Annotated in this window: 12 protein-coding genes; 8 read left to right on the top strand and 4 right to left on the bottom strand. The window is 68.4% G+C overall.

Annotated features, from left to right (window positions below):
- From DFR40_RS01805 to DFR40_RS01785, 5 genes are read left to right on the top strand one after another with little or no spacing between them, the layout of a single operon-like run.
- Positions 1-2955, top strand: coding sequence for a DUF2309 domain-containing protein (locus tag DFR40_RS01805; RefSeq protein ID WP_121456779.1), 2955 nt, complete (start codon positions 1-3; stop codon positions 2953-2955).
- Complete coding sequence (locus DFR40_RS01800) at positions 2952-4475, top strand: proton-conducting transporter transmembrane domain-containing protein (protein WP_121456778.1); 1524 nt, start codon at positions 2952-2954, stop codon at positions 4473-4475. Before DFR40_RS01805 ends, DFR40_RS01800 begins: the two co-directional genes overlap by 4 nt.
- Positions 4475-5968 carry a complex I subunit 4 family protein gene (locus DFR40_RS01795; RefSeq protein WP_121456777.1) on the top strand — a complete coding sequence of 498 codons (1494 nt, stop codon included), beginning with the start codon at positions 4475-4477 and terminating at the stop codon, positions 5966-5968. Before DFR40_RS01800 ends, DFR40_RS01795 begins: the two co-directional genes overlap by 1 nt.
- On the top strand, positions 5965-7407 hold the full coding sequence (locus DFR40_RS01790; RefSeq protein WP_121456776.1) for a complex I subunit 4 family protein: 1443 nt from the start codon (positions 5965-5967) through the stop codon (positions 7405-7407). Before DFR40_RS01795 ends, DFR40_RS01790 begins: the two co-directional genes overlap by 4 nt.
- A gap of 8 nt (positions 7408-7415) precedes the next feature.
- Complete coding sequence (locus tag DFR40_RS01785; protein ID WP_121456775.1) at positions 7416-7604, top strand: hypothetical protein; 189 nt, start codon at positions 7416-7418, stop codon at positions 7602-7604.
- On the opposite strand, the gene DFR40_RS01780 is transcribed toward DFR40_RS01785, so the two are convergent.
- Complete coding sequence (locus tag DFR40_RS01780; RefSeq protein WP_121456774.1) at positions 7605-7946, bottom strand: zinc ribbon domain-containing protein YjdM; 342 nt, start codon at positions 7944-7946, stop codon at positions 7605-7607. It abuts the gene before it with no gap.
- 3 nt (positions 7947-7949) lie between these two features.
- Positions 7950-9641, bottom strand: coding sequence for a SulP family inorganic anion transporter (locus tag DFR40_RS01775; protein WP_121456773.1), 1692 nt, complete (start codon positions 9639-9641; stop codon positions 7950-7952).
- A gap of 107 nt (positions 9642-9748) precedes the next feature.
- On the opposite strand from DFR40_RS01775, the gene DFR40_RS01770 reads away from it, so the two are divergent.
- Entirely contained in the window at positions 9749-9940 is a 192-nt protein-coding gene (locus DFR40_RS01770) for a CopG family transcriptional regulator (RefSeq protein ID WP_121456772.1), read from the top strand.
- Here DFR40_RS01770 and DFR40_RS01765 read toward each other — a convergent pair.
- Both DFR40_RS01765 and metG read right to left on the bottom strand, forming a co-directional pair.
- On the bottom strand, positions 9937-10191 hold the full coding sequence (locus DFR40_RS01765; RefSeq protein WP_121456771.1) for a hypothetical protein: 255 nt from the start codon (positions 10189-10191) through the stop codon (positions 9937-9939). The two genes, DFR40_RS01770 and DFR40_RS01765, sit on opposite strands and share 4 nt — an antisense overlap.
- A gap of 413 nt (positions 10192-10604) precedes the next feature.
- Positions 10605-12686, bottom strand: a complete 2082-nt coding sequence (gene metG, locus DFR40_RS01760; protein ID WP_121456770.1) for a methionine--tRNA ligase — start codon at positions 12684-12686, stop codon at positions 10605-10607.
- A gap of 169 nt (positions 12687-12855) precedes the next feature.
- On the opposite strand from metG, the gene DFR40_RS01755 reads away from it, so the two are divergent.
- Both DFR40_RS01755 and apbC read left to right on the top strand, forming a co-directional pair.
- Positions 12856-13539 (top strand): response regulator transcription factor, encoded by a 684-nt coding sequence (locus tag DFR40_RS01755; RefSeq protein WP_121456769.1) that lies wholly within the window; start codon positions 12856-12858, stop codon positions 13537-13539.
- A gap of 78 nt (positions 13540-13617) precedes the next feature.
- On the top strand, positions 13618-14709 hold the full coding sequence (gene apbC / locus DFR40_RS01750; RefSeq protein WP_121456768.1) for an iron-sulfur cluster carrier protein ApbC: 1092 nt from the start codon (positions 13618-13620) through the stop codon (positions 14707-14709).
- Positions 14710-14751 lie beyond the last annotated feature (42 nt).

The raw sequence follows: 14751 nt of genomic DNA, 5'->3' as shown, positions 1-14751 counted from the left end.
ATGCGCGAACGCCTGCAGCAGTGGATCGATGAGCTCGAGCACCGCCTGCCGGCGCAGGCGCCGATCCGCGATTTCGTTCATCACAACACGCTGCACGGCTTTCAGCATCTGCCCTTCGCCGAGGCCCTGGCGGTCGCCCAGGCGCTAACCGGGGCGCGCGCCTGGTGGCCGCGGGCGCAGTTCCTCGCCGCCTTCGCCGCCGGTCGCATCAGTCGCGACGACCTGCTGGCGGCGCTCGCCGATGCCGGCGTCGACGCCCTCGCGGCCGAGGTGCTGCCCGGGCTGACGCGGGCCGAGGTGCTGCTCGCCGCGCTGCTCGCCGAACCTGCGCCGGCGGCCGCGGCAACGCGTACCTGGCGGGCCGGCGAGTACGGAGCCGACGCGGTTTTTGCCGATTGTCGGGCGTTGACCGTGACCGCGTCGCCGCCGGTCGACTGGCGCCAGCTTGCCGCCTCGCGCTGGCAGGCGCGGTGCGCCGGCGTCGGCCGCCAGCACAGCCTGCGCGAGCTGCTCGAAGCGCTTGCCGGCGAGGACCTTTTTGCGCGCGTGCGCAGCGCCCTGCAGCGCCATCTCGCCGCCCACCTCGACCTTGGCCTGGCGGCCTGGCGCAACCCCGAGTGCGGCAGCGGCTTCTTCGCCGCCTGGAAAAGCAGTGCCGCCCTCGACCTGGCCTGGGAGCTCGACGAGCTGCCCGGCATCCGCGACGAGATCCGCCAGTTGCCCGAGGATCCGCTGGCGGTCATCGAAACGGCGCTGGGCGCGCTGCTGCCCGACGCCGCACGCTGGCCCGGCTACCTCGAGCGGCTGGCGCTCGAGCTGCCCGGCTGGTCGGGAATGTTCCTCTGGCGCGACCGGCATCCGGCAGTCGGCGACGGGGTGCCGGTGGCGATGGTCGACTACCTGGCGGTGCGCGTCTTCCTCGAGCAGCAGTTGTGCGCAGAGTTGTGCCGGCGACTGACCGGAGCGCCGCTTGCCTTCGACGAGCTGGTCGCCTACTACCAGGCCAGCCCGGGCGAGTTCCTGGTGCGCGATGCGCTGGCTGCCGGCGCCGTCCCCGAGGACCTGCTCGCCGCCGCCGCCGGGCTGTGCGCGGCCAGTCGCGACGGCCGCCCGGGGCATGGCTGGGACGAACTGGCGGCGAGCCTGGCGCCGGTGCTGGCTGACGATGCGGCGACGCAGCGCGCCTGCCGCCTGCGCCGCCTGGTCGATGGTCTCGGCCTGGCTGCCGGGGCACTGGATGGCGAGGCGGCGGCACGCCTGCTGGCGGTCGATGCGGCGCTGCCGGACGAACTGGTCAGCCAGGTCTGGCTGCTGGCCTATGAAGGCCACTACCGCGAACAGCTGTTCGCCGCACTGGCGGCGAATGCCCGCCGGCGGCGGCCGCTGCCGGCCGTGTCGGCGCAGGTGGTGATGTGCATGGACGATCGCGAGGAAGGCACCCGCCGCCACCTCGAGGAAGTCGCGCCGGACATCGAGACCTTCGGCGCCGCGGGTTTCTTCGGCGTGCCGATGTTCTGGCAGGGGATCGACGATCCGGCGCCGGTGGCGCTCTGCCCGGTCGTCGTGACCCCGGAAAACCACGTCCGCGAACAGCCGCAGCCGGGCCAGGAAGCGGTCCTGGCCCGCCACGCCCGGCGCCGCGAGACGCGCCTGCGCTGGCGCGAGCGGCTCTACCAGGGAAGCCGTCGCGCGCCCCTGGCCGGGCCGCTGCTCACCGCTGTCGCCGGCCTGCCGGCGCTGGCCGCGCTCACTGCCAGTTCGCTGGCGCCGGCCTGGCTGGCGCGCGCCGGCGAGCGCTGGCGCCAGCAGTTCGAGGGCACCGTCGCGACGGTCGCCGAGGTTGGCAGCGCGGGCGCCTTCAGTACTGCCGAGCAGGTCGAGCGGGTCGCCGCCTTCCTCGCCACGATCGGCCTGAGCACGGGGTTCGCGCCACTGGTGCTGATCCTCGGCCACGGTTCGGGCAGCCGCAACAATCCGCATCTCTCGGCCTACGATTGCGGCGCCTGCTCCGGTCGTCACGGCGGGCCGAACGCGCGCGTCCTGGCGACCATGGCCAATCGCCCGGAGGTCCGTGCCGGGCTGGCCGGACGCGGCATCGTCATCGGCGACGATTGCTGGTTCGTCGCCGCCGAACACCACACCGGCGACGACGGCGTCGCCTGGTACGACCTCGAGCAGGTGCCGGCGGCCTGGCAGCCGGCCCTCGACCGCTTGCTGGCGGCGCTCGCCGAGGCCTGTCGCCGGCACGCCGCCGAACGTTGCCGCCGGCTCGCCTCGGCGCCGCCGCAGGCGAGTCCCTGGCAGGCCCGGCGTCACGTCGCCGGGCGTGTCGCCGACCTCGCCCAGGTCCGGCCGGAACTCGGCCACGCCACCAACGCCGCGGCCTTCATCGGTCGCCGCGCGGCCACCCGCGGCCTCTTCCTCGACCGCCGCGTCTTCCTGGTGTCCTACGATCCGTCGGCCGACGACGACGGCGCCATCGTCGAGCGCATCCTCCTCGCCGCCGGCCCGGTCGGCGCCGGCATCGCCCTCGAATACTATTTCTCGACCGTGGACAATGAGCGCTTCGGCTGCGGCTCCAAGGTCACCCACAACCTGACCGGGCTGTTCGGGGTGATGGCCGGTGCCGATTCCGACCTGCGCACCGGGCTGCCCTGGCAGATGGTCGAAATCCACGAGCCGATGCGCCTGCTGGTCGTCGTCGAGCAGGCACCGGCGGTGCTTTCGGCGATCCTCGAACGCCAGCCGGCGCTGCAGGAACTGATCGGCAACGGCTGGATCAATTTTGCCGCCCAGCACCCGTCGACCGCCGAACTCTCGCGCTATTGCCCGCGGCGCGGCTGGCTGGCCTGGTCCGGCGCGGCCGTGCTGCCGCAGGTCGGGCGTTCGGCCGACTGGTTCGCCGGCGAGCGCGGGCCGTTGCCGCCGGCGCTGCTGCTCGGGAGTGGCCGATGATCGCCGGCTTGCGCGCAGTTGCCGACTGGGTCTGGCTGGTGCCCTTGCTGCCGCTGCTGGCGGCGGCGCTGACCGGTATCCGCGTGCTGCTCGGGCGTACCGCCGGCGATGCCGGCGAGCCGCCGACCGCACGCCTGGCCGAAGCCGCGGCGCTGGGCGCACTGCTGCTGTTGCTGGCGATCGACCTGTCGGTGATCTGGCACGGCTGGCCGGGCAGCCGTGTCGTCGCCACGTGGTTCGCTGCGGCTCACTGGCAGGGCCGGGTTTCCTTCCTGCTCGACGCGCTGTCGCTGCCGGTGGCGACGCTGGCGGCGCTCACCGGCTGGCTGGTGGTCCGCTTCTCGGCGCCCTACCTGCATCGCGAGCCGGGCTTCCACCGCTATTTCATCGTCCTCGGCCTGTTCCTGGCCGGCATCCAGGCGCTGTTGCTCGCCGGCAACGGGCTGCTGCTCTTCCTCGGCTGGGAAATGTGCGGCGTCGCCTCCTTCCTGCTCATCGGCTACGCCTGGCAGCGCCCGCAGGCGACCGGCAACGCGCTGTTCGCCTTCGTCACCAACCGCGCCGGTGACGCCGGCCTGCTCTTTGCGCTCGGGCTGGCCGCTTTCTGGGTCGGCAGCTTCGAGTGGCAGGACCTGTTCGCCGCCCGTCTGCCGCTGGTCGATCTGCGCGTGCTGGCGCTCGGTTTCGTCGTCGCGGCGCTGGTCAAGTCGGCGCAGTTGCCGTTCACGCCGTGGATCGCGCGGGCGCTCGAGGGGCCGACGCCGTCGTCGGCGATTTTCTACGGCGCGCTGCTGGTGCACGCCGGGGTCTTCCTGGTGCTGCGCCTCGATCCCTGGCTGCAGCAACTGCCCGACGTGCGTGGCGGGCTGCTCCTGATCGGTGCGCTGAGTGCGCTCTACGCCTGGCTGTGCGGGCTGGTCCAGAGCGACGTCAAGTCGGCGCTGATCTATGCGACGGTGTTCCAGGTCGGGCTGATGTTCGTCGCCATCGGCCTCGGCTGGACGACCCTGGCTACCGCGCACCTCTGCCTGCATGCCGCCTGGCGGACCTGGCAATTCCTGCTGGCGCCGTCGTGGCTGACGCTGACGCGCGAGCGGCCGCCGGCGCCGCCGCGCTGGCTGGCCGCCAACCGCTGGCTCTACGGCGCGGCGCTGCAGCGTTTCTGGTTCGACCAGCTGGGCCTGGCACTGCTCGCCGAGCCGACCAGGGCGATCGCCCGCGACGTGCGCGCGCTCGAAGCCAACTTCATCGACCGGGCGATCGGCGAGCCGGGGCGCGGCCGGCCGGTCGATCCGGGGCGTTCGCTGGTCTGCGCCGACGGCCTGCCCGGGCGCCTGCTGGCGGCGGCGGCCGGCCTCCTGCAGCGCTTCGAGAACCGGCTGCTGCTGCGCGGCCGCGGCGGCATCGGCGAGCGCCTGCTGCGCGAGGCCGGGCACTGGCTGCGGGTGCTCGAGGAACTGCTCGAACAGCCGCGTTACCTGATGATGGCCGTGATGGTCACGTTCGTGGTGATCCTGTGATGGCCGGCGAGATCTTCTGGCACCAGCAGGCGGCGCTGCCGCTGCTGTTCCTGCTGCAGTTGCTGCCGCTGTGCGGCGCGGCGCTGGTCTTCGCGCTCGGCGAACGGCCGGCGGCGGTCCTCGCCGGCAAGCTGGCGGCGCTTGCCGAACTCCTGCTGGCCGGTTTCGCGGCCAGCCGGATCGATTCCCTGCAGGCCGCCTTCCAGCTCGCCGAGCGGATCGACGCGCTCGGCTACCATGTCGCGGTCGACGGCATTTCGGTGGTGTTTTTGCTGCTGGCGACCTTGCTCACGCTGCTGATGACGCTGTACGGGATGAGCCGCGGCATGATCTCGCCGGGGCGGTTGTTTGCCGTGCTGCTGCTGGCCGAGGCCGGCCTGGTCGGGATGCTGTTGACGGTCAACATCGCCTGGTTCGCCTTTTTCTCGGCGCTGGAGCTGTGGGCGGTGGTCTACCTGCTCCGGCGCTGGGCCTCGTCGCGGGCCGAGACGCAGGCGCTGGCGCGCTTCGTCCAGTACCAGGGCTTCGGCCTGGCGCTTTTCGTCGCCGGCTGCTTTGTGCTCGGCTGGGGGCATGCCGAGGCCAGCGGCGGGCGCTGGAGCTTCGACCTGTTCGAGCTGACCGGGACACTGCCGCCGGGCAAGTTCCAGACCGCCGCCTTCTACCTGCTGTTCTACGGCCTGGCCGTGCGCACGCCCTTGTTCCCGCTGCACGGCTGGCTGCCGAACATGGCCCAGCACGGGCTGATCGCGGTGGCGCCGGCGCTGATGGTCGGGGTCAAGGTCGGCATCTACGGCATGGCCCGCTTCGTCCTGCCGCTGACGCCCGACGCCGTGCTCGCCTGGCAGCCCTACGTGGTCGGCTTCGCCATGACCGGGGTCTTCTTCACTGCCGCGCTCGCCTTCCTGCAGACCAACCTGCGCCGGCTGCTCGCCTTTGCCGTGGTCAGCCATACCAGCCTGCTGGTGATCGGCCTGTTCAGCCTGCACGCCGCCGGCATCCAGGGGGCGATGCTGCTGGCCGCCAACTTCGGGCTGGCGGTGACCGGGATGTGGTTCATCGTCGGCTTCGTCTTCCGCCGCACCGGCACCACCGAACTCGGCGAACTGTCCGGATTGTTCGAGCGTATTCCCTTCCTCGCCATCGCCTTCCTGACCTTCGGCCTGGCCATCGTCGGCATGCCGGGCACGCCCGGCTTCGATGCCGCCCACCTGGTGCTCGAGGCGGCGATCGACGGCTTCGGCGCCTTGTCCACGGTGGCCACCGCGCTCGGCAACGTCGCCGCTGCCGGCTTTCTCCTCTGGGGTTTCCAGAAAGCCTTCCTGTCGCAGGAAAAATCGGGCGTGCACGACGTCGACCGTACGCTGCCGATGGAATATCTGGTCTGCGGCATCGCGCTCGGCGCGCTGCTGGCGATCGGTTTTTTCACCGAACCCTGGCTGCAGCTGACCGATGCCGCCAGCCAGGCACTGGCCGCGAGGTTCGCGCGATGAACCTGCTCTCTGCCCTGGTCCTCCTGCCGCTGGCCGGCGCCCTGGCGCTGCGCCTGGTGCCGGCTGCGGCGGCACGCCGGGTGAGTGCGGCGACGATGCTGGCGGTGCTGCTGCTGGCGACGCTGGCGCTGCTGCTCTACGACCCGGCCGGGCCGCGGTTCCAGCTGGCCGAGCGCCAGCCCTGGCTGCCTGGGCTGGGCGTGCACTGGTCGCTGGCGGTCGACGGGCTGTCGGTGCTGTTTTTGCCGGCCAGCGCGCTGCTCTTCCTCGGCGCGCTGGTTGCCGGCTGGCAGCAGGGCGGCGACGCCCCGCGCCTCTACCACGGCCTGCTGCTGGCGTTGCAGTCGGCGACGCTGGGCATCTTCTGCGCCGTCGACCTGATCGTCTTCTTCGTCTTCTGGGAAGCCAGCCTGATCCCGGTCTACTTCCTGCTCGCCCGCTGGGGCGTCGTCGCCGACGCCGGCCGGGCGGCTGCCCGCTACGTGCTGATCATGCTCGCCGGCGGCCTGCCCTTGCTGCTCGCCTTCGTCGTCCTTGGCGCCGATGCCGGCTTCGAGCTGACGACGCTGCTCGCCCAGCCGGCCGCGCGGGAGACCCAGCGGCTGATCTGGCTGTTGATGCTGCTCGGTTTCGGCCTCAAGGTGCCGCTGGTCCCGCTGCACACCTGGTTGCCGCAGTTCGCGCTGGCGGCGCCGGGCGCGCTGACGGCGGTGCTGCTCGGGCTGAAGGTCGGCGTATACGGGCTGGTCCGCTTCGCTGTGCCGCTGGCGCCGGCGGCGGCGCAGGAATGGCACTGGCTGCTCGCCGGTCTGGGCACGCTGACGCTGGTCTATGGCGCGGTCGGCGTGCTCGCGCACAGCAACCTGCGCGTCGGCCTGGCCTACGCCAGCATCTGCCACGTCGGGCTGGCCGTGCTCGGGCTGGCGACGCTGTCGGCGCAGGGAGTCCAGGGGGCGGTGTCGCTGCTGCTCAGCTTCACCGTGGCCAGCGGCGGAGCCATGCTGCTGCTCGAGTTCCTCCGCCAGCGCACCGGCAGTACCGACATCCATGCCCTCGGCGGCGCTGCCGGCAGCATGCCGCTGCTCGCCACCGGCGTCCTCGTCTGCGGCCTGGCCGGCGTCGGCATGCCGGGGACGAGCAGCTTCCCGGCCGAGTTCCTGCTCATCCTGGCGATCCTCGACCGCTATACCGGCGCCGGCATGGCTGCGCTGTTCGGGCTGGCGATTGCCGCCGGGGCCTTCCTGGCGCTCTACCGGCGGGCCTTTTTCGGGCCGGCGACGCGGTCGACCGTCAGCGATGCCGAAGACCTGCGCCCGCGCGAATGGGCGGTGCTGGTCGTGCTCATCGCACTGATCGTCGGGATCGGCGTTTATCCGTCGCCGTGGCTGGAGATCGTCCGTCCGGCTGCCGCGGCCTGGGCGGCCGCCCTGCCTCGCTGAGCCGGCCGATGGACAAGGAACAGCCGGCGTCGCCGCGGTGTCGCAACTGCCGGCATTACCACATCACCTTCGACCCGAACTTTCCTTACGGCTGCCGGGAACTCGGCTTCCGCAGCGCGCGCGAGCCGGCGCGCGACGTGCTCGAGTCGTCCGGGCAGCCCTGCCTCTATTTCGTGGCGCGGCCGCGCAAGGCCTGATCAGGCCTTCTTGACGAATTCCGACTTCAGCTGCATCGCGCCGATGCCGTCGATCTTGCAGTCGATGTCGTGGTCGCCGTCGATCAGGCGGATGTTCTTGACCTTGGTGCCGACCTTGACCACCGACGACGAGCCCTTGATCTTGAGATCCTTGATCACGGTGACGCTGTCGCCGTCCTTGAGTTCGTTGCCGTTGGCGTCGCGCCACACCTTGCTTTCCTCCTCGGCGGCGGCCGGGGCGGCCTGCGGCCATTCGTGGGCGCATTCCGGGCAGACGTAGAGCAGGCCGTCCTCGTAGGTGAAGGCGGATTGGCATTGCGGGCAGTTGGGCAGGGCGCTCATGGTTCAGTAGTCTTCCGGTTGGCCGCCCATCAGGTCGGGCAGCAGTTGGTGGGCGCGCCGCAGCGCGTGTTCGAGATCGGGGCGGACGTTGTCGTGACCGACCGCGTCGATGAAGCCGGCACGCGTCATCAGCGAGCCGGGCTGGGCGTTGAGGCCGCACAGCAGCAGCTTGCAGCCGCGCTTGGCGAGCTTGTCGCGGAGATTTTCCAGGCCTTCGAGGCCGGTGGTGTCGAGCTGGACCAAGCGCTGCATGTCGAGAATGACGACTTCCGGGTGGCCGGCGCGCGGATCGAGCAGCTCCTCGAGCTTGTTCACCGCGCCGAAGAACAGCGAACCGTACAACTGCCAGGCGGCGACGCGCAGCGTGCCGTCGGGGTAGAGCAGTTGCGGCTCCTGGGCCGCTTCGTCGAGCGCCAGTCGCTCGATCCGGGTCAGCTCGGACATGCGGTAGATGAAGAACAGGCTGGCCAGGACCATGCCCAGTTCGACGGCGATGGTCAGATCGAAGAGCACGGTGACCAGGAAGACGCTGACCAGGATCAGGCGGTAATTCCACGAGTAGCGGCGCAGTTCCTTGAATTCGTGCCACTCGCCCATGTTGATGGCGACCACCATGACGATCGCCGACAGCGTCGCCAGCGGCACGTAGGCGGCCAGCGGTGCGGCGACCAGGACGACGGCGAGCAGGGTCATTGCATGGATGATGCCGGCGATCGGCGTGCGCCCGCCCGACTTGACGTTGGTCGAGGTGCGGGCGATCGCGCCGGTCGCCGCGAAGCCGCCGCACAGTGGGGCGGCGATGTTGGCCAGGCCCTGGGCGACGAGTTCCTGGTTGGGGTCGTGGCGATCGTCGATCTGGCTGTCGGCAACGCGCGCCGAGAGCAGCGACTCGATGGCGCCGAGCAGGGCGATGGTGATCGCCGGCGAGATCAGTTTGCCGAAGTCGTGGATCGACACCGCGGGGAAGCCGAAGGCCGGCAGTTCCTGCGGAATGCCGTTGAAACGGCTGCCGATGGTTTCCACCGGCAGGTCGAGTGCCCAGGCGGCGACGGTGCCGACCACCAGCACGGCGAGCGGGCCGGGTGCCCGGCGCAGCAGCGCCAGGCGTTGCGCCAGCCGGTTGTAGGAGAGCAGGAAGACGAAGCAGGCGAGCGACAGCGCCAGCGTCGGCAGGTCGACGGTGTGCGCGTGCGCCGCCAGCACCTTGATCCGGGCGAAGAACTCGGCCGGCAGGCTGGCAATGGTCAGGCCGAAGAAATCCTTGATCTGGGCGAGGAAGATGACGACGGCGATGCCATTGGTGAAGCCGATGACGACGGTCACCGGGATGAAGCGGATCAGCTGGCCCATGCGCGTCAGGCCCATGGCCAGCAGCATGACGCCGGCGAGCATGGTGGCACCGAGCAGGTTGGCGAAGCCGTGGGCGGCGACGATGCCGTAGACGATCGGGATGAAGGCGCCGGTCGGGCCGCCGATCTGCACCCGCGAGCCACCGAGCGCGGCGACGATCAGGCCGGCGACGATGGCGGTCCAGATGCCGGCGGTCGGCGAGACACCGGAGGCGATGGCGAAGGCCATCGCCAGCGGCAGCGCCAGCACGCCGACGGTGATCCCGGCGCCGAGATCCTTGCCGAACTGGGCGCGCGTGTAGCTCGGCAGGCAATCCAGCAGCTTGGGGCGGAAGGCGATCTTCATGGCGCGCGCTCGGGGGAGGAAGCGTTGCATTATATGAGCAGGCAATTAATCGTCAATGTTAATCACATGTTAATATCCGCGCGAATGACGACAACAAGAGAAAGCTCATGGAGAAACGCACAGCCCGCCTGACGCTGCTGATCGACCCGAGGAAGAAGCAGATCTTCGAGGAAATCTGCGCGGCGCAGGATCTGACGCCGTCGCAGGTGGTGCGCCGGCTGATCCGCCAGTACATCATCGACAACGCCGGCGAGCGCGAGCTGCCGGAGTGGCTGCGGACGACGGCGCGCAGCGACTAGTCGTCGGCCGGCCGGGGCGGGGCGAGGCGGCCGAGTTCGCGGAGGATGCCGCCGATTGCCCAGGCGATCACGGCGACGCCGCCGGCCGCGCTGGCCACGGCTTCGACGGTCGACCGCGGAAAATCGGCAAGAATCAGCCCGGGGGCGCCGGCCAGCCAGCTGACGCCGAGCGCGATGCAGAAAAAGCCGAAGAGGTCGGCGGCAAGGTAGCCGATCAGGCGCGGGCTGGGTTTGAATGCGGGGCGGTTCATGGCCGCATTATGCCGAAATATTTTTGTCCGGGGCTTGACAAGACGCTTTCATTGGAAACGAGTTATGCACAGTTTTCGTGCCGTCCGACGCGCGCCCGCTGGTAGGTCTTGGTGAATTTGACAGATTGCCTTGTTGATGGCTAAGTCTTTTTTAATCAATGGCTTGCGAGGTTGCGCAAGTTTTGCGCAGGGTAGGAAAATTCCTTGTGCGGCGGTGACTTAGCGTCTTGTTCATGGATTAACCAACAGACTTATCCACAGCTTTTGTGGATAGATCGAAAACCCGCTGGCAGGTTTTGCTTTTGACCTGTTTACTTAAAGTAACGCTTTAAGTCGGCAGGCGTTTTTGTTGCGCTGCAATAAAAAAACGGGCCGCCGCAGCGACCCGTTTTCGGGCATGTCATCCGCTTGTCTTACTTGACCCGCATGCCGGGTTGCGCACCGCTGTCGGGCGACAGCAGGTAGAGCCCCGGGGTCTTGCCGTCAAGGTCGGATGCGGCCAGCACCATGCCTTCGGAGAGGCCGAACTTCATCTTGCGCGGCGCCAGGTTGGCGACCATCACGGTCAGTCGGCCGACCAGCTGCGCCGGGTCGTAGGCCGCCTTGATGCCGGCGAAGACGTTGCGCGTCCTTTCTTCGCCGATGTCCAGCGTCAGGCGCACCAGCTTGTCGGCGCCGTCGACGTGCTCGGCATTGACGATCCTGGCGATGCGCAGGTCGACCTTCATGAAGTCGTCGATGCTGCACAGGCCGTCGGTGCTGGCCGGGGCGGCTTCGGCCGGCTTGGCGGTTTTTGCCGGCTGGCCGGCGTCGACCGTCAATGCCGGGGCCAGCGACTGCTTGTTGGCTTCGATCAGCGCCTCGATCTGCTTGGCGTCGACGCGCGTCATCAGGTGGCTGTAGGCGTTGATCGCGTGGCCGCCGGCGAGCAGCGTGCCGGCGTCGGCCCAGGTCAGCGGCGCCAGGTTCATGAAGGCCTCGACCTTGGCGGCGGTGGCCGGCAGCACCGGTTTGAGCAGCACGGTGAGCAGGCGGAACAGGTTGAGCGCGTTCGAGCAGGCGGCGTGCAGTTCGCTGTCCTTGCCCTCCTGCTTGGCCAGTTCCCAGGGCTTGACGCTGTCCACGTACTGGTTGGCGCCGTCGGTCAGGGCCATGATCTCGCGGATCGCCTTGCTGAACTCGCGTGCTTCGAACAGTTCGGCAATGCGCGGTGCTGCGTCGCGAATGGCGCGGATCGCCGGCAGGCTGTCGTCGGCCGGCGCCAGCTGGCCGTTGAAGCGCTTGGCGATGAAGCCGGCCGAGCGGCTGGCGATATTCACGTACTTGCCGACCAGGTCGGAATTGACGCGGGCGACGAAGTCGTCGAAGCTGAGGTCGATGTCTTCCATCGTGTTCGACAGCTTGGCGGCGAAGTAGTAGCGCAGCCATTCCGGGTTCATGCCGCTGTTCAGGAAGCTCTCGGCGGTGATGAAGGTGCCGCGTGATTTTGACATCTTGGCGCCGTCGACCGTCAGGAAGCCATGCGCGAAGATCTTGGTCGGCGTGCGGAAGCCGGCGTGCTGCAGCTCGGCCGGCCAGAACAGCGCGTGGAAATAGAGGATGTCCTTGCCGATGAAGTGGTAGAGCTCGGTCGTCGAGTCCTTCCTGAAGAACTCGTCGAAATCGAGGCCCTTCTGCGCGCACAGGTTACGGAACGAGCCCATGTAGCCAATCGGCGCGTCGAGCCAGACGTAGAAGTACTTGCCCGGCGCGTCCGGGATCTCGAAGCCGAAGTAGGGCGCGTCGCGCGAGATGTCCCAGTCGGACAGCTTGTTGTCGCCGGGGGCGCCCAGCCATTCCTGCATCTTGTTGGCGGCTTCGGCCTGGAGCACGCCGCTGCTGGTGTATTCGCGCAGGAAGGCCTCGCAGCGCGGGTCGGAGAGCTTGAAGAAATAGTGGTCGGAGTGGCGCAGTTCCGGCTTGGCGCCGGAGACGGCCGAGAACGGCTCGATCAGGTCGGTCGGCGCGTAGGCGGCGCCGCAGACTTCGCAGTTGTCGCCGTACTGGTCCTTGGCGTGGCACTTCGGGCATTCGCCCTTGATGAAGCGGTCGGGCAGGAACATCTGCTTGACCGGGTCGTAGTACTGCTCGATCGAACGCACCTCGATCAGGCCGGCGGCCTTGAGCTTGCCGTAGATGTCGTTGGCGCATTCGCGGGTTTCCGGCGAGTGCGTGCTGTAGTAATTGTCGAAACCGACCAGGAAGCCGGCGAAGTCGCGCGAGTGCTCGCCATGGACGCGGGCGATCAGCTGTTCCGGCGTGATCCCCTCCTTTTCGGCGCGCAACATGATCGGCGTGCCGTGCGTGTCATCGGCGCAGACGTACCAGCACTCGTTGCCGGCCATCTTCTGGAAACGCACCCAGATGTCGGTCTGGATGTATTCGACGAGGTGGCCGAGGTGGATGGCGCCGTTGGCGTAGGGCAGGGCGGAGGTGACGAGGATCTTGCGCGACATGGGAGCGGTTCGTAAGGCAAAGATGCGATTCTACCGCGGCCGCGGCAAAAGCATTCCGGCGCGACAATGTTGCGAAACGTGAACGTTTGTCAGGGATACGTAAAATCAGGCATTTGCCGGTTGATCTGCTGGCCTGGGCTGGGCAGAATTCACACTTCCAGGAGGATCTATGATTTTTGCCGTTATCGAAGACAGCCGCAGTCAGGCCGAAGTGCTCAAGGCCCTGCTCAAGAGCGAAGGCTACCAGGTCGAGGTGTTCGCCGATGGAAAGAGCTTTCTCGAGGCCCTGGCCACGCGCAGCTTCGATTTTTATGTCGTCGACTGGGTCCTGCCCGATGTCGGTGGCGACGTGCTCGTCGGCAAGATCCGGGAGACCCGCGGCTGGGATGTGCCGATCGTCGTGTGCACGGCGCGTACCGAGGAGGAGTTCGCCTCCGACATCCTGCGCATGGGCGCCGACGACTACGTGCCCAAGCCGGTCCGCTACATGGAATTCCTCGCCCGCGTCGATGCGCTGCTGCGCCGGCGCAAGGCCAAGACGCAGGAACTGGCCCGCTTCGGCAACATCGAGCTCGACATCGAGGGGCGTCGCATCCGCCTCGGTGGCCAGGACGTCGACCTGACCCAGCGCGAGTTCGACCTCGCCGTCGTCTTTCTCAAGAACGTCGGCCGCGTGCTGGCTCGCGAGGAGTTGCTGGCCTCGGTCTGGGCCCGCGAAGCCGATGTCGATACGCGCACCGTCGATACCCATGCCAGCCGCCTGCGCAAGAAGCTCGGCCTGGCCGGTGAAAGCGGGCTGATGCTGACCTCGGTCTACGGCCAGGGTTACCGCCTCGATACCGTCAGTGGCTGAACGGCTTTCGCCTTTGGGGTATACTGTACAAAACTAGTCGGGTATTCGGCCCGGCGTCCTCGTACAACGGAGCCCCCCATGAGTCTTAGCGAACAAGAGATCAAGAATGTCCTGTCGGCGGCGGTCGACCCCAATACCGGCAAGAGCTACGTCGCCGGCAAGGCCCTGCGCAACCTCCGCATCGACGGCAACGATGTCGCCTTCGACATCGAGCTCGGCTATCCGGCGAAAAGCCAGATCGACGCCGTCCGCAAGCAGGTGATCGCCGCCGTGCGCACGCTGCCCGGCGTCGGCAACGTGTCCGCCAACGTCTACAGCAAGATCATCGCGCATTCGGTGCAGATGGGCGTCAAGCTGCTGCCCGGGGTCAAGAACATCATCGCTGTCGCGTCCGGCAAGGGCGGCGTCGGCAAGAGCACGACCGCGGTCAACCTGGCGCTGGCCCTGGCCCAGGAAGGCGCCACGGTCGGCCTGCTCGACGCCGACATCTACGGCCCGTCGCAGCCGCAGATGCTGGGCCTGGCCGGCAAGCAGCCGGAGTCGGCCGACGGCCAGAGCATGGAGCCGCTGGAAGCCTATGGCGTCCAGGCGATGTCGATCGGCTTCATGATCGACGTCGAGACGCCGATGGTCTGGCGCGGCCCGATGGTCACCCAGGCGCTCGACCAGATGCTGACGCAGACGCGCTGGCGCGATGTCGACTACCTGGTGGTCGACATGCCGCCGGGGACCGGCGATACCCAGCTGTCGCTGGCGCAGAAGGTGCCCGTGACCGGTGCCGTGGTCGTGACGACGCCGCAGGACATCGCCCTGATCGACGCGCGCAAGGGCCTGAAGATGTTCGAGAAGGTGAACATCCCGATCCTCGGTATCGTCGAGAACATGAGCATCCACGTCTGTTCGAACTGCGGCCACGCCGAACACATCTTCGGTGAAGGCGGCGGCGAGCAGATGTGCAAGGACTACGACGTCGAGTTCCTGGGCAGCCTGCCGCTGGAAATGGCGATCCGCCAGATGGCCGATGGCGGCCAGCCGACAGTGGTCGGCGCACCGGACTCGAAGGCGGCGGAAATCTATCGCGGCATCGCGCGCCGGGTGGCAGTGAAGATCGCCGAGAAGGCCAAGGACATGTCGTCGAAGTTCCCGAACATCGTCGTCCAGAACACCTGATTTTTTTACACATTGCAGCGAATAAAGGCGGGTAAAATCCCG

This window comes from Azonexus fungiphilus (assembly GCF_003634965.1).
GTDB lineage: Bacteria > Pseudomonadota > Gammaproteobacteria > Burkholderiales > Rhodocyclaceae > Azonexus > Azonexus fungiphilus.
This window is presented reverse-complemented; position numbering and strand designations above follow the sequence as displayed.

What these genes read in the sequence shown, in the direction of transcription:
- DFR40_RS01805 (WP_121456779.1), top strand. Translation starts at nt 1, where the DNA reads ATGCGCGAACGCCTGCAGCAGTGGATCGATGAGCTCGAGCACCGCCTG.
- DFR40_RS01800 (WP_121456778.1), top strand. Translation starts at nt 2,952, where the DNA reads ATGATCGCCGGCTTGCGCGCAGTTGCCGACTGGGTCTGGCTGGTGCCC.
- DFR40_RS01795 (WP_121456777.1), top strand. Translation starts at nt 4,475, where the DNA reads ATGGCCGGCGAGATCTTCTGGCACCAGCAGGCGGCGCTGCCGCTGCTG.
- DFR40_RS01790 (WP_121456776.1), top strand. Translation starts at nt 5,965, where the DNA reads ATGAACCTGCTCTCTGCCCTGGTCCTCCTGCCGCTGGCCGGCGCCCTG.
- DFR40_RS01785 (WP_121456775.1), top strand. Translation starts at nt 7,416, where the DNA reads ATGGACAAGGAACAGCCGGCGTCGCCGCGGTGTCGCAACTGCCGGCAT.
- DFR40_RS01780 (WP_121456774.1), bottom strand. Translation starts at nt 7,946, where the DNA reads ATGAGCGCCCTGCCCAACTGCCCGCAATGCCAATCCGCCTTCACCTAC.
- DFR40_RS01775 (WP_121456773.1), bottom strand. Translation starts at nt 9,641, where the DNA reads ATGAAGATCGCCTTCCGCCCCAAGCTGCTGGATTGCCTGCCGAGCTAC.
- DFR40_RS01770 (WP_121456772.1), top strand. Translation starts at nt 9,749, where the DNA reads ATGGAGAAACGCACAGCCCGCCTGACGCTGCTGATCGACCCGAGGAAG.
- DFR40_RS01765 (WP_121456771.1), bottom strand. Translation starts at nt 10,191, where the DNA reads ATGAACCGCCCCGCATTCAAACCCAGCCCGCGCCTGATCGGCTACCTT.
- metG (WP_121456770.1), bottom strand. Translation starts at nt 12,686, where the DNA reads ATGTCGCGCAAGATCCTCGTCACCTCCGCCCTGCCCTACGCCAACGGC.
- DFR40_RS01755 (WP_121456769.1), top strand. Translation starts at nt 12,856, where the DNA reads ATGATTTTTGCCGTTATCGAAGACAGCCGCAGTCAGGCCGAAGTGCTC.
- apbC (WP_121456768.1), top strand. Translation starts at nt 13,618, where the DNA reads ATGAGTCTTAGCGAACAAGAGATCAAGAATGTCCTGTCGGCGGCGGTC.